The sequence below is a fragment of the Winogradskyella bathintestinalis genome (assembly GCF_030407435.1).
In the GTDB taxonomy this organism is placed as follows: Bacteria; Bacteroidota; Bacteroidia; order Flavobacteriales; family Flavobacteriaceae; genus Winogradskyella; species Winogradskyella bathintestinalis.
Genome location: NZ_JASDDK010000004.1, coordinates 204,063 through 223,988, shown reverse-complemented (window position 1 = coordinate 223,988; position 19,926 = coordinate 204,063). Strand labels below are relative to the sequence as shown.

Sequence of the window (19,926 nt, the reverse complement as noted above, 5' to 3'; positions counted from 1 at the left end):
ATGATATGTGATATATATATTACATTTGTGTACAACTAAAACTAATAAAATGAATTTGAAATCAATATTAAAAACTTGTCTACTTGCCTTACTAATTGTGGCATGTAAAAATGAAGTAAAAGAAGAACCGACTGAAACCGCACAAGCTGTTGAAACAGAATTCAGTTATAACGTAGAAGAGTTTGCGGACATCAAAATTCTGCGTTATCAAATACCAGGGTGGGAAAATTTAAGTTTAAACGAACAAAAATTAGTGTATTATTTAACAGAAGCTGGTTTGGCCGGTCGTGATATTATGTGGGATCAGAACTACAGACACAACCTTAAAATTAGGAGAGCTTTAGAAAATATATATACGACATATAACGGTGACAAATCAGCTAAATCTTGGAAAAATTTTGAAACCTATTTAAAACGTATATGGTTTAGTAATGGAATTCATCATCATTATTCTAACGACAAAATAAAGCCTGAATTTACCAAAGATGAATTGTATAATTTATTATCTGCCACAAAAACTGAATTGGCAGATGAAGCCTTTGAAATCATCTTTAATGACAAGGATTCTAAAAAAGTAAATCAAGCTAAAGGTGTCGATAACGTGTTAGCTTCCGCAGTTAATTTTTATGGACCAGATGTTACTACAGACGATGTTATTAGCTTTTACAAGAAGAAAAAATCTCCGAACTCTAAAAAACCGTTGTCATATGGATTAAATTCAAAATTGGTTAAAGAAAACGGAGAACTGAAAGAGCGTGTATATTATGTAAATGGCTTATACGGTTCTGCAATAGAAAAAATTATAGAATGGTTAGCTAAAGCTAAAGACGTGGCAGAAAATGAAGATCAAGCTGCTGCATTGGGCCTACTTATAGACTATTATAAAACAGGTGACTTGCAGATTTGGGACGATTATAATGTGGCTTGGACAGCGGCGACAAAAGGTAATATTGATTATATTAACGGCTTTATTGAAGTCTACAATGATCCACTAGGTTACCGAGGGTCTTATGAAACTATAGTACAGATTAATGATTTTGATATGTCTAAAAAAATGGCTGTACTTTCTGATAATGCGCAGTGGTTTGAGGATAATTCACCATTATTAAAAGAGCATAAAAAAGAAAATGTTGTTGGCGTAACTTATAAAGTGGTTAACGTTGCAGGGGAAGCTGGTGATGCATCACCAAGTACTCCAATTGGTGTTAATTTACCAAACGCAAATTGGATTAGAGCGGCCGTTGGTAGTAAATCCGTATCCTTAGGGAATATAATCAATGCTTACAATAATGCCGGTGGTTCTGGACGATTAAAAGAATTTGCGCACGATGAAGAAGAGATTAAATTAGAAGAAGAATATGGACAATTAGCAGATAAATTACACACGGCATTACACGAAGTAATTGGTCATGCTTCCGGACAACTAAATCCTGGTGTTGGTGAAACAAAAGAAACACTTAAAACCTATGCTTCTACATTAGAAGAAGGACGTGCAGATTTAGTCGGTTTATATTATCTGTATGATTCTAAATTACAGGAATTAGGTTTGGTAGAGGATTGGAAAAAAGTTGGAAAGGCAGCTTATGACGGATACATTAGAAATGGTTTAATGACGCAATTAATTCGTTTAGATTTAGGCAATGATGTTGAAGAAGCTCATATGAGAAATAGACAATGGGTGTCGGCTTGGGTATATGAACAAGGAAAAGCAGATAACGTTATTGAAAAAGTGACTAGAGATGGGAAGACCTATTTTAATATTAATGATTACGATAAACTACATGAGCTTTTCGGACAATTACTAAGAGAAACACAACGTATTAAATCTGAAGGAGATTATGCAGCTGTTGAGGCTTTGGTAGAAGATTATGGGGTGAAAGTAGATCAAGAAATTCATTCTGAAATTTTAAAACGTAATGAGCAGTTCCCTTCACCTCCTTATAGTGGTTTTGTAAATCCTGTGCTGGTAAAAGAAACTAATGATGCTGGGGAAATAACCGCGATAAAAGTTACGCAACCAGATGCATTTGCAGATCAAATGTTAAGATATAGTAAGAACTATAATCACCTTTCAGACGAGAATTTATAAGCTGATCGTAATATAATTAAAAAGCACCTGCAGTAATGTAGGTGCTTTTTTTGTGAAATAGCATTAATGATTTTATAAACGCACTATAAACACAACGTTTTAACAAACTTAACATTTAACATCATTGGAATCCTCTAGATTGTGCCTAAAGAGTAAGATGTAAAAGTTTAAAAGGGAGATAATTATTTGTAGTTTATCTATTGAAAATAAGGTATTTATGAGCTAAATACGCTGGTGGAGCATAAGAAACATTATTCTAGCAAGTTTTCTAAGGCAGGTTTCAAATTCACGAATTCAAAATTAAAACCTTCCGTTTCTATTTTTTGAGAACTAACGCGTTGGCTTTCATACAACAAAATATGCATATCGCCCAGAATCAATTTCATAACGAATTTTGGAATATTTGGTAAAATCAACGGACGGTTTAGAATATTAGCGGCAGCTTTTGTCAATTCATTATTACTTACAGGGTTCGGTGCAACGCCGTTGTAAATCCCTTCAAAATTATGTTGAACGGCATAGACAAATAAAGAAGCCAAGTCATCTACATGAATCCAGCTTTGCCATTGTTTACCACTGCCAAAGGCTGCGCCAACACCTAATTTTATGGGTTTAACGATTTCGGGTAATGCACCTCCGTCATTAGCCAATACTAATCCAATTCTAATTTTTGCAACTTTACAACCCAACACCTTAAAACGATCTACAGCAGTTTCCCACTCGTGTACCACTTTACCTAAAAATGTTTCTGAAATCTCAGTATTATCCTCCTCATAATAATTGATTAAACTGGTAGGGTAAATCCCAATAGCACTGGCAGAAACCACCTGATCAATCTCATAATTATGTGTTCTAATAGTATCTTGCAGGAGTTGAGCAGTTTTAGTTCGACTTTCTAAAATTACTTTTTTGTAATCCTCCGTCCAACGTTCGGAAATTGAAGCCCCAACCATATTGATAATAGCCGACACATTCTTAAAACAATTATGGTCGATATCATTGGTATCCGGATTCCAATAAAAACCTTTGTAATTTGGTTCTGTTTTTAATTTAGATTTCGACGTTGTCAAATAATGTACGTTAATTCCTTTATTATGACATTGTTCTACAATCTTCTGTCCTATTAATCCTGTTGCTCCTGTAATTAAAACGGTCATTTATACTTTTTACTTAAAGATACGAAAGGAACAAGGTCAATGAAAGAAGTTTAATGTCGATTTAACGTTTAGCCGTTAATGAAAATAACTGATACTGAGGATTTGTTTGGTAATCTCGGATTCATTTTATGGAAGAATAATTATTGAATCAATTTAATACTTACAGTGACTTCAGCCACTTCTTTTTAATAATCGAGAATTTATAAAATAAAACTACTCTCAAAATGGCTTATACTACAGCGGCGGTGCACGGCATTGAACTTATTACGATGACTAAAATGTTACGCTCGTAATTTAAGCGCTCGTAGCATTTCTCGTTTGCCGGGAGGTCCAGGTAGTCGTTCAACTGTAAAGCCCACAGCCTGCATGGCACGTCTTACGCTACCTTTTGCAGAATACGTTACCAAAACCCCATTAACTTTTAAAGCATTGAACATAATTAAAAACATATTTTCATCCCACAAATCAGGTTGGACGCGAGCCCCGAAGGCATCGAAATAAATGATATCGAATTTATTTTGAGCCGTAATATCTTTAAAAAAATTTTGCTGTTTTTCTAATTTGAAGTTCGATGTAATGTCTATGCCTTCTTCCCATGGTGACTCATGCAATTTTTCAAAACTAGTTTTATGGTTGGTTGAAATAAGTTCTACATAATTGAGTTGATCTATTTCTTTTAATTTAACAGGGTAGGCTTCAACCCCAGTATAAGCAATAATTAACTTTAATTTTTCGGCTGCAATTAAGGTAAGAAATGCGTTTAGACCTGTGCCAAAACCAATTTCTAAAATAGAAATAGGTCGAGACTCTGAGATGGTCTCACCAGACGCTATAACAAAATCAGAAAAATAAGATAAACCATGCTTTAAAAAAACGTGGTTAGCCTCTTGCAGGGCACCATGAATGGAATGATACTGTTCATTCCATTCTTCTATTTGTATGGTCTTAGAACCATCTGATGTCGTAATAATATTTCGCTTCAAATTACTGAATCAATAGTTTTTTAATTTTAGGTATTGGCCCTGTGCATTCCGTTTTGTGACAGCTTAAACAATTGCCAATCGCGGTATTGTATAGCGTCTTTAAGTCTTTGTTCTGCAAGGTATCCATAACGGCTTCTTGAGATGTAATAAAAACATTTACAAAACTTCGCCAATTTTGACTTCTGTATTTACCTTCAGTCATTTCCGCCGAATGTAATTTTAATAAATCTAAAGGTAATCTTGTTGGTGTTTCTCCAGCAATTATTTGTGCTTTTAATTGTTTATTGAATGCGTATAGAGCATTCATAAAATTAGCCATTTCAGAAGGTTGGTACATGTCATATACCACAGTTTTTTTTGACTTATTCTCTACTTTTTTTTCTTCATTTTTGCAGCTAGATAATAGTAAAATAGAAAAAAGAAAAGTGAAAAGAAATTTATTGTTTAAGTAAAACACCATCAGCTTCAAAATGATATTGAAATTTCGGTTCAGTGATAGAAGCAATTTCTTCTTCAGATTTACCTGCATCCTCTGCATAATGTCTAAGTTCATCAACCGAAGTTTCAGAAACATAGGCTTTACCGTTGATGGCAACATCACCTTCAGCATTTAACGGCATAAAAAAACCATAATCCTTAAATTTTACCATTATATCATTTTCACCATCAGCATCTAGTGTCATCCAACAGCCCTTTTTAGAGCAAACTTCGATAATTTCTCCTTTCATTTTAGAAGTAATTGTATCGCCAACTTTAAGATTTTTGTAATGCTCCACCATGCGTTCACCAGTTAATGCATCCGCATCATTGATTTCTTTACCAAAAGAAGCGTAGGCCACGTCTTGTTTTTCAATTTCTGCTTGGTTTTGAACATCCGTAGCTTCAGGATCATTTTTACAAGATAAAATAGCCATTGAAACAGTTATTAAGAGTACGATTTTTCTCATTACATTTAGTTTTGAATTGATTGTTTTTGAATTACAAATTTATGAAATTTAAGCCAATATTACTTTTTTTTAACGGTATCGATTATGTATTTTTGTTACCAAACCGCAATAATTATGGCAATTTATAAAGAAAAAATCAGTGTTGAGGAATCCAAGACATCGAAAATTGAGCAAGTCGATTTTAGTAAGTTAGATTTTGGACGTGTGTTTACGGATCACATGTTTGTTTGTGACTATAAAAGTGGCAAGTGGCAAACTCCTAAAATTACACCATATCAAGCGATGACCATTGAGCCTTCGGCTCGTGTATTTCATTATGGACAGGCGGTTTTTGAAGGTATGAAAGCTTATAAAACCGATGAAGGTAGAGTTTTTCTATTTAGGCCAAAGCAAAATTTTGAAAGAATCAACAAGTCCGCGGAACGTATGGCCATACCAGCATTTCCTGAGAACTATTTTTTTGAGGGATTAGAAACATTATTAAATTTAGATAATGATTGGATTATGCCAGGTATAGGCAATTCTTTGTATATACGTCCGTTTGTCATTGCCACAGAACCAGCAATTTCGGCATCTCCTGCAAATACATATCGATTCATGATTTTATGCTCTCCGGCACAGTCTTATTACAATACACCTGTACGAGTTTTGGTGGCCGAGCAATATAGTCGTTCTGCAAATGGTGGTGTAGGTGCAGCAAAAGCAGCGGGTAATTATGCAGCACAATTTTATCCGACTAGTTTAGCTCAAAAAGAAGGCTTTCAGCAAATAATTTGGACCGATGCCGATACGCATAGTTTTATGGAAGAAGCTGGTACAATGAATGTGTTTTTTAGAGTGAACGATACGTTGCTTACGGCTCCTGTTAGTGATCGAATTTTAGATGGAATTACGAGAAAAAGTATTATTCAATTAGCGGAAGATTTAGGAATAACATGTGAAGTTAGACAAGTTAAGGTTGAAGAAATTAAAAATGCGGCAAGAGATGGAAGTCTCAAAGAAATTTTTGGAGCAGGTACTGCCGCTGTGATCAGTGAGATTTCTGCTTTTCAACATAAGGATGAATTGTTCGAAATAGCAGATATCGATTCCGATAATTCGTATGCCAAATTATTTAAAAAAACCTTAATGAATATTCAATATAATATTTCGGAGGATGTTCATGGGTGGAGATATGAGGTTAAGCCTAAATAACAACTGAGATCGAAATACATTGTTTTTCCAATAAGATTTTAGATTTTGAGATGAGGTTTACCTTCACAACTACGATTGTGTTTGATTAATTAGATTGTATAATTGTTTTTCAATTTCACAAGGCATCTTTATAAAACATGAAATATTATGCCTATTTTTTGAAAAGCATCTCACTCACTTTTCTTATCCCTTTAAGAATCTTTTTCACTCAAATTAGTGTCCATTATCGCTCTAAAATCTCTTTTATGCTAGGCTTAAAATAATTAGGACCCTTTAAAACTTTGCCATCTTCTCGATAGATAGGTTCTCCGTCGTTACCTAATTTACTCATATTACTACGTTGAATTTCTTCAAACACTTCTTCAATTTTATGTTGCATACCATGTTCTATAATAGTGCCGCAAAGTATGTAAAGCATATCACCCAAAGCATCAGCAACTTCAGTTAGATCATTATCATTTGCCGCTTCTAAATATTCTTCATTTTCCTCGCGCATCAGTTTGTAGCGCAGCATATTTTTTTCTATTCCTAAATCCGCTTTAGGTGTTTCTCGATGTCCGATTTTAAAAGCGGTATGAAATGCTTTTACCGCATTAATTTTGTCTTGCATAATTGTGTTTTAAATCCTTATTTTTGCATAAAAATAAGAAGATGTTTACGACTGGTCAATTGATTTTTGGAATATTATTTTTTATTGCCTTTGTAATAATTATCGGTTATCAATACCGTAAAGATCTTCATCTTCATAAACGTTATTATAAAGGTACCGTTTGGGTGCTCATTGCCTTCATTGGGTTTATCGGCATGATAGCTGCAATTAAATATATTTTCATGTAATACGTTCAGGTCTGTTCATCTTGAAACTTACTAAAAAATGAATGGACGCTTTCTTATATTAAGCGCTCACAATTATTTTCTCGTCTTTTAAATTTGATTTTTTTTATCTAATCGATTCATAGGTTAAAATCTGAGATCAATAAATGTATTTTTGAAATCAATTTTAAAATATATCTGTCTTATTAACAGTCTATTCGGGTATTTTATCAGTCCTAATTAATTTTAATCTTAGAAACGTGTATTACAACTAGAAAAACAATAGGATTTAACGATAATTTATAAATTCGACATTGCTATTAATCAACTTTATATTATTATGAAATTAAAAAAACTACTTACTCTAAATGTCTTTCTTTTAATCTTTATTGCCTCTTTTTCCCAAAGTTATGTGGGGCATTCAATTGATAATTATTCTGGCATTCAAGGAGCGGTCTACAATCCTTCTTCTATTGTCGGTTCTAATGTGAGAGCTGATATTAATTTATTTTCTGCCAGTGTATTTGGCGGCAGCGATTATTTTGGTATTAATGTTAGCGATATCATAAAATCTGATGGCGGATTTGATTTTGAAGAAGATGCGGAGAAATCACCAAGCGACGCAAATAATTTTTTCTTTAATGCAGATGTCATCGGACCTTCCTTTATGTTTAATCTTAGTAAAAGAAGTAGTATTGGGATTGTTAGTAGAATCAGAGCTAATTTGAATATTAATAATATTAATGGAGAACTGTACGAAGCCATTGTCGATGATTTTGATACCGGCGAGAACTTCAATTTTGATTCTGAAGATCTAAATGGTACTATACATGCTTGGGCAGAAATTGGATTGGCGTATGGGCGTATATTAATGGACAAACCCAACCACGTTTTAAAAGCTGGAGCCACGCTAAAGTATTTACAAGGTGCGGGAAGCGTATTTATGAGTAGTCCTGGATTGGGAGGTCAATACACAGCATCTTCAGAAACATTAACTACAGAAGGGGAATTAAACTACGGCTCTAGTAGAGATTTTGAAGACAATGAAATAGATTTCGAAGAACTAACATCTGGTTTTGGCTTAGATGTTGGTTTTACCTATCAATGGCACCCAAACCGAGACAATGATACTTTACCTAGCTATAAAGATTCCTATAAATTGAAAGTTGGAGTGTCTGTAACAGATATTGGTTCTATAAATTATAGTGACACTGAATTTTCAACTTATAACTTAGATGCGACTGTAAGTACCTCTAATTTTGAAGAAGATACAGAAGATTTTTTAGAGGATAACTATGTAGGAATAGAAACTGACAAGGCTACCAAAGTAAAATTACCAACCGCACTTCATTTATTAATTGATTATCGCATAAGTAAAAAGTTTTATGTTAGTGCACAGGCAGATTTGTCTTTAGTGAAAGATGGCGCAGACTTTAGTAACGCTGTATTAAATACCGTATTGGTGGCACCTAGATTAGAAACTAAATGGTTTAGTTTTTATGCACCACTGAGTTTTAGACAATATGGTGAAGTTTCTTTTGGGGGAGGTTTAAGATTAGGACCACTGACAGTAGGTTCGGGTTCAGTAATTACAAATTTGTTGTCAGATAATTCTAAAACAACTGATGTCTATGTCGGACTAAAAATTCCTTTGTATAGAAAATAAGACCTTTTAGACGTATATAATATCGTTAAAAGCTCTTTTTAACAAAAGTTAATTCTAATGGTATTAGAAATGAATCAATGGTGGCTATATCTGTAATTTACGATGAATTAAATGCATTAGTCATAATTTAAATAGAGTTGGTCACTATTAATTGTAGGGAATTAAAAAAGCCAGCTTTTATGAAGAATCCCCTATATTGGGGATTTTTTATTTACCATGTATTTTACAGCGTTATATATAAATAAGCTGCTTAAAACTAAACCTTCAATGTCTTCAACCAACACTGCTAAAACGAAAACACACAGATATAAGCTTTCGAACGTTATGCAGAATAATTACATCCCTAATATTATATAGATATTACAAAAAAAAGAGCAGCCATTTTTATGACTGCTCTTCTAATAATAGTTTAGATTTCCTTATGCTTTATTAGCCACTAAAGAAATAGTTAATTCAATATTGTCATTGATAAATTTATCACCTAAATCGTCAAAGAAAGATTTAGAACCATACTTCACATTCCATTTAGAACGGTCAATAGTAAAGGTTTCACTGGTTAACGTCATCGTATCTTCATTAATTTCGGTGTTAACCGGAATACTAATGTTATTCGTCTCCTCTTTTATTGTTAAATTACCAGAAAGCATAGCATTGCCATCAACGTTTTCTATTCCAGTAACTTCGAAAGTCGCTGTAGGATGTGCTTCTACATCAAAAAAGTCAGCACTCGTTAAGTGTCCAGTTAATTTTGCATTATTTTCATCATCTTCAGGAATATCCTTAACCACTATACTATTCATATCAATGGTGAAATTTCCACTTTCAATAGTACCATCATTAACGTCTAACTTTCCATCTTTAATAGCAATGGTACCATCATGTGTACCGGTTGGCTTAAAACCTTTCCAGTTTATGGTAGACTTTTCTGTGTCAACATTATAAGTCATTGCGGTCTCATTTGCCATAGCAGCATCTTGAGCATCTTTAGTTTCAGCCTCTTTAGCTTTTTCTCCACAACTAGAAAAAGTAATAAAAGCGGTTAATGCAAAAATTTTAAAAATTGATTTTTTCATCTTTGGTCTTTTTAGTGTTCTTGGTTATTAAGAGCACAAATATAGAAAATAGAAAGACGCAAAATTGATAAAAAAATGTTAATGACATTTTGACATTTTAATAATAATGGCAGTACTTTTGCAAATCTAAAATCAATTCTCATTTAAGAGAATCTAGCAAAATGAAATTTTTTGGTTTAGACGAAAAGATCTTAAATTAGAAATAGTATAAAATATAAGATTTTAAAATATAGAACTCAAGATGAGTAAAAAAGATAAGAATACTAAAGTAGAAGATCCTCAGTTTGAAGATCAAACAACTGCCACAGAGGAGTCAGAATTAGAAGAAACAAAAGAAATAAGGACTCCAGAAGAGCAATTACAAGATCAATTGGTCGCAGAGAAAGATAAATTTATGCGATTGTTCGCAGAGTTCGAAAATTATAAAAAACGAACTACTAAAGAACGTATTGAGTTGTTTAAAACAGCGAGTCAAGATGTAATGGTGTCAATGTTGCCTGTTCTTGATGATTTTGAACGTGCCTTGTCACATATTGAAGATGATAAAGAAGCCGAAGAATTAAGAAAAGGTGTTTTATTAATTTACAATAAGTTAGTAAATACATTAGAACAAAAAGGTTTGTCTAAAATTGAAGTTAAGCAAGGTGACACTTTCAATGCGGATGAACACGAGGCAATAACTCAAATTCCAGCGCCTAGTGAGGATTTAAAAGGTAAAATTATTGATGTTGTTGAACGTGGCTATAAACTGGGCGAAAGAGTCATTCGTTTTCCTAAAGTAGTTATAGGCCAATAATATATTGAAGTGTGAGGTTGACTCATGTAAACTGAAGAATAAATTAGTTGATGAAAGAAGATTATTACGACATATTAGAAATAGACAAAAGTGCATCGGTAACGGAAATAAAAAAAGCGTATCGTAAAAAGGCTCTAAAGTATCACCCAGATAAAAACCCAGGTGATAAGGAGGCGGAAGATAAGTTTAAAAAAGCAGCAGAAGCTTATGAAGTTTTAAGTAATGCTGATAAAAAAGCACGTTACGACCAATTTGGTCATCAGGCCTTTGATGGTAATGGTGGTTTTGGTGGCGGAAATATGAACATGGACGATATTTTTAGTCAGTTCGGTGATATTTTTGGTGGTGCTTTTGGTGGCGGAGGCGGATTTGGCGGCTTCGGTGGCGGAGGTAGACAGCGTGTAGTTAAAGGTAGTAATTTGCGTATTCGTGTTACCTTAACTTTAGAAGATGTGGCTAATGGAGTAGAGAAGAAGATTAAAGTAAAACGAAAAGTTCAGGCGCCAGGGACTACTTATAAAACGTGTGGTACCTGTAATGGAGCCGGACAAGTTACAAGGGTTACCAATACTATTTTAGGAAGAATGCAAACGGCTGCTGCTTGCCAAACATGTGGTGGTAGTGGACAGGTTATTGATAAAAAACCGTCGGATGCAGATGCTCAAGGTTTAAAAGTGTCGGAAGAAACTGTAACGGTTAAAATTCCTGCTGGTGTTGTAGATGGTATGCAACTTAAGGTTACGGGTAAAGGTAATGATGCTCCAGGTAATGGAATTGCAGGAGATTTATTAGTTGCTATCCAAGAGGAAGATCATCCTACGTTAAAACGAGAAGGAGATAATCTGCATTACGATATGTATGTAAGTCTATCAGATGCTGTCTTAGGAAACTCTAAAGAAATTGATACCGTAACTGGTAAAGTGAGAATTAAAATTGAGCCAGGGGTTCAGTCTGGTAAAATATTAAGACTTCGTGGTAAGGGTATTCCTAGTATCAATGGATACGGTAAAGGAGATCTATTAGTTCATGTTAATGTATGGACCCCAAAGACCTTAAATAAAAAGCAAAAAGCATTTTTTGAAAGCATGAAAGATGACGAGCATTTTGAACCAAAACCAGAAAGTTCGGATAAATCTTTTTTTGAAAAAGTAAAAGATATGTTTTCATAAAGGCTATCATTTTAATAAAAAATACTATATTTGAATTATCGCTAATCTAATTAGCGGTAATTTTTCTTTTTCATAGCAATTTTTTCCCATCCTTGTTTAACCATAAGGGTGGGTTTTGTTTTTATAACCCATCATGTATTAAAAAGATCTATTATTATAGACTACCCTTACTTCTGTTACTTCCTCTTTCCAAAAGTAGCTAATTTGTGCGACCATATTGTCTTTTGAATAAAACGTATAATTATATCAAATCTTCGTTATGGCAATTTATGCCGCAAGCATATGTCAAACGAGTTAAGAAAATATGTAATAATTATACAAATAGTAGGGCATTTTAATACAAAATCTAGAACATTTAATATCTTTACGTATAAATGCCCAATAAACATTAAAATTATTTTCTAAAGTAAAAAATTATGCTGGATATAATGAATTATGCTTTCCAATAATTCATGTGATAAAAGTTAATTTTAAATGTATCTAACTACACCTTAAAAATTTAAATATATATGTCTGATTTATTAGTTGCTAATTCCGTTTCTAAAAACTTCGGAAAATTTAAAGCACTAAATCAAGTGTCTATTGCTGTGCCAAAAGGCAGCATATTTGGTTTACTTGGTCCTAATGGAGCAGGAAAAACCACGTTAATTCGTATTATTAATCAAATTACGATGCCAGATCAAGGTACAGTGCATTTAGATGGTCAGCCCTTAAAGCCAGAGCATATCCGGGATATAGGTTATCTGCCAGAAGAACGCGGATTGTATAAATCCATGAAGGTAGGTGAACAATGCCTTTATTTAGCTCAACTAAAAGGATTGAGTAAATCTGAAGCACGGACAAGACTAAAATATTGGTTCGAAAAGTTGGAGATTGGAGATTGGTGGAATAAAAAAATCCAAGAATTAAGCAAAGGACAAGCGCAAAAAATACAATTTATTGTCACAGTTCTCCACCAACCAAAATTATTGATTTTTGATGAGCCGTTTTCTGGTTTCGACCCTATTAATGCCAATTTAATTAAAGATGAAATTTTACAGTTACGAGAGGAAGGAGCGACCGTAATTTTTTCGACACACCGTATGGAATCTGTTGAAGAATTATGTGACCATATAGCCCTAATTCATAAATCGAATAAAGTATTAGATGGAAAACTAAATGATATAAAACGTCAATATAAAACAAATACATTTGAAGTAGGTTTAAAGTCTTTACATAGAGAAAAGGTGCTATCAGAAATTCAAAATACGTTTCAAGTGCTGCCGGCCACCTTTAAAAATCTGAATGATGATATAAAATTAAATATTAAACTAGACGACCAAAATTCACCTAATGATTTACTCTCATTTTTAACGGCAAAAGCAGAGGTGCATCACTTTGTTGAAGTGATACCTTCGGCTAGCGATATTTTTATTCAAACTGTAAAAAATAATTAAAAATGAATCATTTACCTTTAATCATAAAACGTGAATACCTTACAAAAGTGAAGAATAAATCATTTATTGTAATGACGTTTTTAAGTCCTTTGATTATGATCGCTTTGGTTGCAGTGGTCGCTTATTTGTCGCAATTAAATAACGATAAGCAGCGTACAATTTCAATTTTGGACGAATCGGGATATCTTTCTGACGTATTTCAGAATACAGACAATACGACCTATACCAATTTAAGTGGTTTAAATTTCAACGATGCTATCGCTTTAGTTAAAGAAAAAGACGATTATGGCTTGCTTTACATTGCACGAGTTGACTCTATGGATATGTCTTCTGCTAACGTAAAGTTTTATTCAGAAGAATCGCCGTCGCTAGGTATAATATCTGGTTTAGAAGAAAGAATAGAAAAGCGTTTAAGGGATTTGAAACTTCAAAAAGATGGAGTTACTATGGCACAGATTGAAGCCTCAAAAACAAATATTGACATTGCACAAGAGAGTTTTGAAGGTGAAAAAAGTTCTAAAATAGATAATATTATTAAACTGGCATTTGGTGGTGCAGCTGGTTATTTATTATTTATGTTTATTATTATTTATGGCAATATGATTATGCGGAGTGTGATTGAGGAAAAAACAAGCCGAATAATTGAAGTCATTATATCGTCTGTAAAACCAATCCAACTAATGATGGGGAAGATTATTGGAACATCATTAGCCGGTATTACACAGTTTGCCATTTGGGTAATACTAGGAAGTGTATTAATGATTATTGTGTCGTCTATTTTCGGAATTGATTTAGCACAAATTAATTCTCCACAACAAGAAATGATGGATCAAGCTATGCAAGCAGATGGTGCTCAAGCTATGGCAGAAAATGTAATTATAGCAATTGGTAATTTACCATTGACTAATCTAATCATTGCGTTTATGTTCTTCTTTATTGGAGGCTATTTATTATACAGTTCCTTATATGCCGCTATTGGTGCTGCGGTAGATAATGAAACGGATACACAGCAATTTATGCTGCCAATTCTTATGCCTTTAATTTTAGCAGTATATGTGGGGGTCTTCACAGTAATTGAAGATCCACATGGCACGGTTTCAACGGTGTTTTCTTTTATTCCATTAACTTCTCCAGTAGTCATGTTAATGCGTATTCCTTTTGGTGTGCCAATTTGGCAACAAGGTTTATCTTTAGTACTGCTCATCGGAACTTTTATTTTAGCCGTATGGTTTGCCGCTAAGATATATCGCGTTGGAATTTTAATGTATGGAAAAAAACCAACGTATAAGGAACTATTTAAATGGTTGAAATATTAATTGATGGTGCAAAAATTAGAAAATATTGAACAGACCATCACCGAAAGTGGAATGTGGGAGGTTACTAAGAATTTCCTAGGATTACATCTAAATTTGGGAAGGGATATTAGTATTTCTATACTCGATTTTTTAATTATTATAACGGCCATATTTTTAACAACAATTGTATTACGAATTGTACTAAAAATTATTACGCGAAATTTACCAGAAGAGGACAAAGGGAAATTCGGTGTTTTCTATGGTTATTTTAGATGGCTTATTTATGCTATCATATTATTGATAACATTACATAATGTCGGGATTAATGTAACCGCTGTTTTTGCAGCATCTGCTGCACTTTTAATTGGTATCGGTCTAGCATTACAGACTTTATTTCAGGATATTATATCTGGGGTATTTATTTTAATAGATCAATCGGTGCATGTTGGTGATATTATAGAAATAGATGGTAAAGTGGGCAGAGTGGAAGAAATTAAGTTACGAACCACCAGGGCTGTAACTATAGACAATAAAGTATTAGTAATTCCTAATCATCTCTATTTGGAAAATAGTTTATACAATTGGACTCAAAATGGAACCACCACCCGTGAGAATGTCGCCGTAGGTGTTGCTTACGGAAGTGATGTGCAATTGGTGAAAAAATTATTGTTACAAGCCGCTAGAACACATGAAGCTGTGATATCAGAACCAGAACCGACGGTCGTTTTTACAGATTTTGGAGACAGTTCTTTAAACTTTAAAATTGTTTTTACGTTAGCAGATAGTTTTAAGGCACAATTTCCGAAGAGTGATATTCGTTTTGAAATCGATAGATTATTCAGGGAACATAATGTGAGTATTCCTTTTCCTCAACGCGATATTCATATCATTGAAAAAAAATAAACTTTATAAAACAAAATCATTAGATGATTATAGACAAGATAAAATCAATAACAACGGTAAGTTTACTACTGATGGTACTGACGTTACACGCACAGTCATCCGATTTATTCAGAATTGAATATTTAAACATACCGAATAAAAATAGTAGTAACAGTATTAATCGTTTTAGAACCTTTTTGCAACTGCCGTTAGAATTTAAGAAAAATAATTATATCGTTGTTGGCGGTGAATATCGCTATATCGATTTAGGTTTAGATAATGTTTCTTTTCCAACAGACGATCTTAAAAGTGTGCAACGTGTAGAGGCTTCATTAGGTTATTTGTACAGAAGTACTGGCAGTTGGATATATGCTGCAAAACTTGGTGCAAGATTGCAATCTAATTTTGAAACTAAGCTTACGTCAGACGACTATATATATGTTGGTAACCTTTACACAATAAGAGATAGAACAAAGAATAGAGAAGATGGTGGTAAACCAGATCGTTTAATTATTGGTTTAGAATATACCACCACACCAGGACGAAATTATCCGTTACCAATTCTTAATTATTATAGAGAATTTCACCCCGATTGGACCTATACTTTAGGTGTGCCTAAAACCAATATTCGTTATAAATTTAATGACGTCAGTCACGTGCAAGCCTTTTTAACTTTAGATAATTTCTTTGCGAATATTCAAGGAAATAAAGAGATAAATGGAAAAATAGCGGAAAATATTTCTATGACAACCATTTTAGGAGGCTTAGGCTATGAGCATTATATAACGGATCACATAATGTATTATGGCTATGTAGCTTATACAATTTCTAATGATTATCGATTAAGAGACAATGAACGTGAAGATATATATACTATTGATGATAAAGGAACTTTCTATTTTAGAACAGGAATAAAATTTAAAATATAATTATGCCAAAAATATTAATAATTGAAGATGAAGCTGCCATACGTCGTGTATTGATTAAAATACTCTCCGAAGAAAATGAGACTTATCAAGTAGAAGAAGCTCAAGACGGCTTGGTTGGCATTGAAAAAATTAAAAAGGAAGATTACGACTTGGTGCTTTGCGACATTAAAATGCCAAAAATGGATGGTATTGAAGTGCTCGAAGCTGTGAAAAAGGTTAAACCAGAAACACCAGTAGTAATGATATCTGGTCATGGTGATTTAGATACTGCCGTAAATACCATGCGTTTGGGAGCCTTTGATTATATTTCAAAACCACCAGATCTAAATCGATTATTAAATACGGTCCGCATTGCTTTAGACCGCAAAGAACTCGTGGTAGAAAACAAAATGCTTAAGAAAAAAGTAAGCAAAAACTACGAAATGGTAGGTGAAAGTGATGGGGTTTCACGTATTAAGGACATGATTGATAAAGTTGCACCCACAGACGCTCGCGTTTTAATTACAGGTCCTAACGGAACAGGTAAAGAACTTGTAGCACATTGGTTGCATCAAAAAAGTGAACGCTCAAAAGGTCCAATGATTGAGGTTAATTGTGCAGCAATACCTTCAGAGTTAATTGAAAGTGAATTATTCGGTCATGTTAAAGGAGCATTTACGTCTGCGGCAAAAGATAGAGCAGGTAAATTTGAAGCTGCAAATGGAGGTACCATCTTTTTAGATGAAATTGGTGATATGAGTTTGTCTGCACAGGCGAAAGTATTACGGGCATTACAAGAAAGCAGAATTCAACGTGTCGGTAGTGATAAAGACATAAAGGTTAATGTTAGAGTTGTCGCTGCAACGAACAAAAACTTGAAGAAAGAAATAGAAGAGGGTAAATTCAGAGAAGATTTATATCACCGATTAGCAGTTATATTAATCGAAGTACCAGCGTTAAATGACAGACGAAATGATATACCGCTTTTAATCAATTATTTTGCTGAAAAAATATCCAAAGAACAAGGCACTGCAAAAAAATCATTTTCTGATAAAGCAGTTAAATTACTCCAAAATTACGATTGGACAGGTAATATCCGTGAGTTGCGCAATGTGGTAGAACGATTAATAATTTTAGGAGAAAAAGAGGTTAGTGAAAGTGATGTCAAAGCTTTTGCTTCTAAATAAATTTTATAAATTATGAAAGACATTCACATAGACGATTTTAAAATTTCAGAACAAATTAAAATTGAAAACTTACAAACTTCATTTGATTTAAATGAAAACGAAAAAAAGATTGAAAAAGAATTAAGAAACGTTAGCGAAGATTTAGCAGACATCCAAAACACTATGTATGCTCACGGAAAATATGCCGTTTTATTTTGCATTCAAGGTATGGATACCGCAGGTAAGGATAGTTTAATTCGTGAGGTCTTTAAAGAGTTTAATGTAAGAGGAATTGTCGCACATAGTTTTAAAAAACCAACAGACTTAGAATTAAAGCACGATTATCTTTGGCGGCACATAAAGGCGTTACCTGCACGAGGGAAATTTGGCATCTTTAATAGAACACATTACGAAAATGTTTTGGTTACCAGAGTACATCCAGAATATTTGATGTATGAAAATATGCCTAGTATTAAAACACTAGATGATGTGCAACCTTCTTTTTGGACCAGAAGGTTCGAAGAGATCAATAATTTTGAAAAACGAATAGCCGACAATGGCACCATAATTTTTAAGTTTTTTCTTAATATTTCTAAAGAAGAACAAAAAAATAGATTACTGAGACGACTTAATAAACCGAGTAAAAACTGGAAATTCTCACCAGACGATTTAGACGAAAGAGAACATTGGGATACCTATCAAAGTTGTTATGAAGATGCTATTAATAAAACATCAAAACCACACGCACCTTGGTACAATATCCCTGCTGATGATAAACCAACCGCACGCTATATCGTCGCGAAAATTCTTTATGATACGTTAAAAGAATATCAAGATATTAAAGAACCAGAATTACCCGCACATCAAAAAGCGAATATCGATTCTTATAAAGCCCAATTAAAAAATGAAAACTAAATTATTAACTATAATTCTATGTTGTTTCGTAGCAATTACTAACGCACAAGAGGACGAAGCCGTCTTAAAAACAGTGTTTTCCACATCTTTAACTAATGGAAAAAGTTACGCTTGGTTAGACCATATATCAAATAAAATAGGAGGACGATTATCGGGTTCCGAAAACGCCGAATTGGCCGTTCAATATACCAAGAAAGAGCTTGAAAAATTAGGCTTAGATAAAGTATGGTTACAACCTGTTATGGTTCCAAAATGGGAAAGAGGCGAAAAAGAGAAAGCTTATTTTGAAACGTCAGGGTTTGTGAAAGAAGTCAATATTTGTGCTTTAGGCGGGTCTATAGCTACACCAGATGATGGTATATCTGGAAAAGTTATAGAAGTAAAAGGATTGGAAGCGTTAGAGACATTAGGTAAAGAAAATATTGAAGGAAAAATAGTGTTTTTCAATAGGCCTATGCAAGCCGATTTAATTAGTACTTTTAATGCGTATGGCGGTTGTGTAGATCAACGTTATTCCGGGGCGATGGAAGCAGCTAAGTATGGTGCTGTAGGAGTTATAGTACGCTCTATGAATTTGCGCCAAGACGATCTACCGCACACAGGCAGTATGAGTTATGGAGACTTACCTGTGGAGCAGCGCATTCCTTCGGCGGCTATAAGTACAAATGATGCCGATAAATTAAGTAAAGCTTTAAAATCAAATCAGGCGCTTCAATTTTATTTTAAACAAAATTGTCAGCAATTTGAAGACGTCCAATCTTATAATGTAATTGGTGAAATTACAGGTAGTAAATTTCCTAATGAATATATTTTAGTAGGAGGTCATTTAGATTCTTGGGATTTAGGAGATGGTGCGCACGATGATGGAGCCGGAGTAGTACAATCTATGGATGTTTTAAGACTTTTGAAAGAAAGCGGTATTCAGCCCAAACGAAGTATCAGGGTAGTTTTATTTATGAATGAAGAAAATGGTTTACGAGGCGCAACAGAATATGCTAAAGTAGCTAAAGAAAAAAATGAAAATCACATTTTTGCATTAGAGAGTGATGCCGGAGGTTTCACTCCTAGAGGGTTTTCTTTTGCGACGAATGACACTAACTTTAAACAAATATTAAGTTGGAAAATGTTATTTAAGCCATATTTAATTCATTATTTTGAATTAGGCGGCAGCGGAGCAGACGTTGGTCCATTAAAATCTGAGACTAATGTGTTAGCCGGTTTACGTCCAGATTCGCAACGTTATTTTGATCATCATCATGCGGCAAACGATACTTTTGAGCACGTTAATAAGCGCGAATTGGAATTAGGTGCAGCTACTATGACAGCTCTAGTATATCTGTTTGATAAATATGGAATTAATCAAATTCAGAATAATAAAGAACTAAAGGATTAATAAAATATCAACCATTGGCGTTGCCCTAATAATGATGATATACT

The 19,926-nt window shown here is 33.6% G+C and carries 18 protein-coding genes; 12 read left to right on the top strand and 6 right to left on the bottom strand.

The window, feature by feature from the left end:
* Window positions 1-49: 49 nt before the first annotated feature.
* Window positions 50-2,089, top strand: coding sequence for a dipeptidyl-peptidase 3 family protein (locus QMA06_RS12230; RefSeq protein ID WP_290207149.1), 2,040 nt, complete (start codon window positions 50-52; stop codon window positions 2,087-2,089).
* 251 nt (window positions 2,090-2,340) lie between these two features.
* Here the strand turns inward: QMA06_RS12230 and QMA06_RS12225 are convergent, their stop codons facing one another.
* From QMA06_RS12225 to QMA06_RS12210, 4 genes are all read right to left on the bottom strand, one after another.
* Window positions 2,341-3,246, bottom strand: a complete 906-nt coding sequence (locus QMA06_RS12225; protein ID WP_290207148.1) for a TIGR01777 family oxidoreductase — start codon at window positions 3,244-3,246, stop codon at window positions 2,341-2,343.
* 281 nt (window positions 3,247-3,527) lie between these two features.
* On the bottom strand, window positions 3,528-4,229 hold the full coding sequence (gene mnmD, locus QMA06_RS12220) for a tRNA (5-methylaminomethyl-2-thiouridine)(34)-methyltransferase MnmD (protein ID WP_290207147.1): 702 nt from the start codon (window positions 4,227-4,229) through the stop codon (window positions 3,528-3,530).
* A gap of 1 nt (window position 4,230) precedes the next feature.
* Window positions 4,231-4,566: a hypothetical protein gene (locus QMA06_RS12215; protein ID WP_290207146.1), complete on the bottom strand. Its 336-nt coding sequence runs from the start codon at window positions 4,564-4,566 to the stop codon at window positions 4,231-4,233.
* A gap of 100 nt (window positions 4,567-4,666) precedes the next feature.
* Window positions 4,667-5,176, bottom strand: a complete 510-nt coding sequence (locus QMA06_RS12210) for a DUF4920 domain-containing protein (RefSeq protein ID WP_290207145.1) — start codon at window positions 5,174-5,176, stop codon at window positions 4,667-4,669.
* A gap of 114 nt (window positions 5,177-5,290) precedes the next feature.
* On the opposite strand from QMA06_RS12210, the gene QMA06_RS12205 reads away from it, so the two are divergent.
* Window positions 5,291-6,370 carry a branched-chain amino acid aminotransferase gene (locus QMA06_RS12205; RefSeq protein ID WP_290207144.1) on the top strand — a complete coding sequence of 360 codons (1,080 nt, stop codon included), beginning with the start codon at window positions 5,291-5,293 and terminating at the stop codon, window positions 6,368-6,370.
* A 223-nt stretch (window positions 6,371-6,593) separates the two neighbouring features.
* On the opposite strand, the gene QMA06_RS12200 is transcribed toward QMA06_RS12205, so the two are convergent.
* Entirely contained in the window at window positions 6,594-6,980 is a 387-nt protein-coding gene (locus tag QMA06_RS12200; protein ID WP_290207143.1) for a nucleoside triphosphate pyrophosphohydrolase family protein, read from the bottom strand.
* 543 nt (window positions 6,981-7,523) lie between these two features.
* Here QMA06_RS12200 and QMA06_RS12190 point away from each other — a divergent pair.
* A complete protein-coding gene (locus QMA06_RS12190) occupies window positions 7,524-8,849 on the top strand; it encodes a DUF5723 family protein (RefSeq protein ID WP_290207141.1) in 1,326 nt (441 codons plus the stop codon).
* 419 nt (window positions 8,850-9,268) lie between these two features.
* Here QMA06_RS12190 and QMA06_RS12185 read toward each other — a convergent pair whose 3' ends face one another.
* Complete coding sequence (locus QMA06_RS12185) at window positions 9,269-9,922, bottom strand: YceI family protein (protein WP_290207140.1); 654 nt, start codon at window positions 9,920-9,922, stop codon at window positions 9,269-9,271.
* Window positions 9,923-10,163: 241 nt separating this feature from the next.
* On the opposite strand from QMA06_RS12185, the gene QMA06_RS12180 reads away from it, so the two are divergent.
* The 9 genes from QMA06_RS12180 (at window position 10,164) to QMA06_RS12140 (ending at window position 19,882) form a co-directional block, all read left to right on the top strand.
* Entirely contained in the window at window positions 10,164-10,718 is a 555-nt protein-coding gene (locus tag QMA06_RS12180) for a nucleotide exchange factor GrpE (protein WP_290207139.1), read from the top strand.
* Window positions 10,719-10,768: 50 nt separating this feature from the next.
* Window positions 10,769-11,887, top strand: a complete 1,119-nt coding sequence (gene dnaJ, locus QMA06_RS12175; RefSeq protein ID WP_290207138.1) for a molecular chaperone DnaJ — start codon at window positions 10,769-10,771, stop codon at window positions 11,885-11,887.
* A 509-nt stretch (window positions 11,888-12,396) separates the two neighbouring features.
* Complete coding sequence (locus tag QMA06_RS12170) at window positions 12,397-13,323, top strand: ABC transporter ATP-binding protein (RefSeq protein WP_290207137.1); 927 nt, start codon at window positions 12,397-12,399, stop codon at window positions 13,321-13,323.
* Between the two features lie 2 nt (window positions 13,324-13,325).
* The gene (locus QMA06_RS12165; RefSeq protein WP_290207136.1) at window positions 13,326-14,639 is read left to right on the top strand and encodes an ABC transporter permease; all 1,314 of its coding nucleotides are present in this window, start codon (window positions 13,326-13,328) and stop codon (window positions 14,637-14,639) included.
* A gap of 3 nt (window positions 14,640-14,642) precedes the next feature.
* Window positions 14,643-15,521, top strand: a complete 879-nt coding sequence (locus tag QMA06_RS12160) for a mechanosensitive ion channel family protein (RefSeq protein ID WP_290207135.1) — start codon at window positions 14,643-14,645, stop codon at window positions 15,519-15,521.
* A gap of 23 nt (window positions 15,522-15,544) precedes the next feature.
* Window positions 15,545-16,429, top strand: coding sequence for a DUF6268 family outer membrane beta-barrel protein (locus QMA06_RS12155; RefSeq protein WP_290207134.1), 885 nt, complete (start codon window positions 15,545-15,547; stop codon window positions 16,427-16,429).
* Window positions 16,430-16,431: 2 nt separating this feature from the next.
* Window positions 16,432-17,595: a sigma-54-dependent transcriptional regulator gene (locus tag QMA06_RS12150; protein WP_290207133.1), complete on the top strand. Its 1,164-nt coding sequence runs from the start codon at window positions 16,432-16,434 to the stop codon at window positions 17,593-17,595.
* Window positions 17,596-17,607: 12 nt separating this feature from the next.
* Complete coding sequence (locus QMA06_RS12145) at window positions 17,608-18,489, top strand: PPK2 family polyphosphate kinase (RefSeq protein ID WP_290207132.1); 882 nt, start codon at window positions 17,608-17,610, stop codon at window positions 18,487-18,489.
* On the top strand, window positions 18,479-19,882 hold the full coding sequence (locus QMA06_RS12140; RefSeq protein ID WP_290207131.1) for a M20/M25/M40 family metallo-hydrolase: 1,404 nt from the start codon (window positions 18,479-18,481) through the stop codon (window positions 19,880-19,882). Before QMA06_RS12145 ends, QMA06_RS12140 begins: the two co-directional genes overlap by 11 nt.
* Window positions 19,883-19,926 lie beyond the last annotated feature (44 nt).

Excerpts from the sequence above, each read along its gene's own strand:
- QMA06_RS12230 (WP_290207149.1), top strand. The coding sequence starts at position 50 with ATGAATTTGAAATCAATATTAAAAACTTGTCTACTTGCCTTACTAATT.
- QMA06_RS12225 (WP_290207148.1), bottom strand. The coding sequence starts at position 3,246 with ATGACCGTTTTAATTACAGGAGCAACAGGATTAATAGGACAGAAGATT.
- QMA06_RS12215 (WP_290207146.1), bottom strand. The coding sequence starts at position 4,566 with ATGTACCAACCTTCTGAAATGGCTAATTTTATGAATGCTCTATACGCA.
- QMA06_RS12210 (WP_290207145.1), bottom strand. The coding sequence starts at position 5,176 with ATGAGAAAAATCGTACTCTTAATAACTGTTTCAATGGCTATTTTATCT.
- QMA06_RS12205 (WP_290207144.1), top strand. The coding sequence starts at position 5,291 with ATGGCAATTTATAAAGAAAAAATCAGTGTTGAGGAATCCAAGACATCG.
- QMA06_RS12200 (WP_290207143.1), bottom strand. The coding sequence starts at position 6,980 with ATGCAAGACAAAATTAATGCGGTAAAAGCATTTCATACCGCTTTTAAA.
- QMA06_RS12190 (WP_290207141.1), top strand. The coding sequence starts at position 7,524 with ATGAAATTAAAAAAACTACTTACTCTAAATGTCTTTCTTTTAATCTTT.
- QMA06_RS12185 (WP_290207140.1), bottom strand. The coding sequence starts at position 9,922 with ATGAAAAAATCAATTTTTAAAATTTTTGCATTAACCGCTTTTATTACT.
- QMA06_RS12180 (WP_290207139.1), top strand. The coding sequence starts at position 10,164 with ATGAGTAAAAAAGATAAGAATACTAAAGTAGAAGATCCTCAGTTTGAA.
- dnaJ (WP_290207138.1), top strand. The coding sequence starts at position 10,769 with ATGAAAGAAGATTATTACGACATATTAGAAATAGACAAAAGTGCATCG.
- QMA06_RS12170 (WP_290207137.1), top strand. The coding sequence starts at position 12,397 with ATGTCTGATTTATTAGTTGCTAATTCCGTTTCTAAAAACTTCGGAAAA.
- QMA06_RS12165 (WP_290207136.1), top strand. The coding sequence starts at position 13,326 with ATGAATCATTTACCTTTAATCATAAAACGTGAATACCTTACAAAAGTG.
- QMA06_RS12160 (WP_290207135.1), top strand. The coding sequence starts at position 14,643 with ATGGTGCAAAAATTAGAAAATATTGAACAGACCATCACCGAAAGTGGA.
- QMA06_RS12155 (WP_290207134.1), top strand. The coding sequence starts at position 15,545 with ATGATTATAGACAAGATAAAATCAATAACAACGGTAAGTTTACTACTG.
- QMA06_RS12150 (WP_290207133.1), top strand. The coding sequence starts at position 16,432 with ATGCCAAAAATATTAATAATTGAAGATGAAGCTGCCATACGTCGTGTA.
- QMA06_RS12145 (WP_290207132.1), top strand. The coding sequence starts at position 17,608 with ATGAAAGACATTCACATAGACGATTTTAAAATTTCAGAACAAATTAAA.
- QMA06_RS12140 (WP_290207131.1), top strand. The coding sequence starts at position 18,479 with ATGAAAACTAAATTATTAACTATAATTCTATGTTGTTTCGTAGCAATT.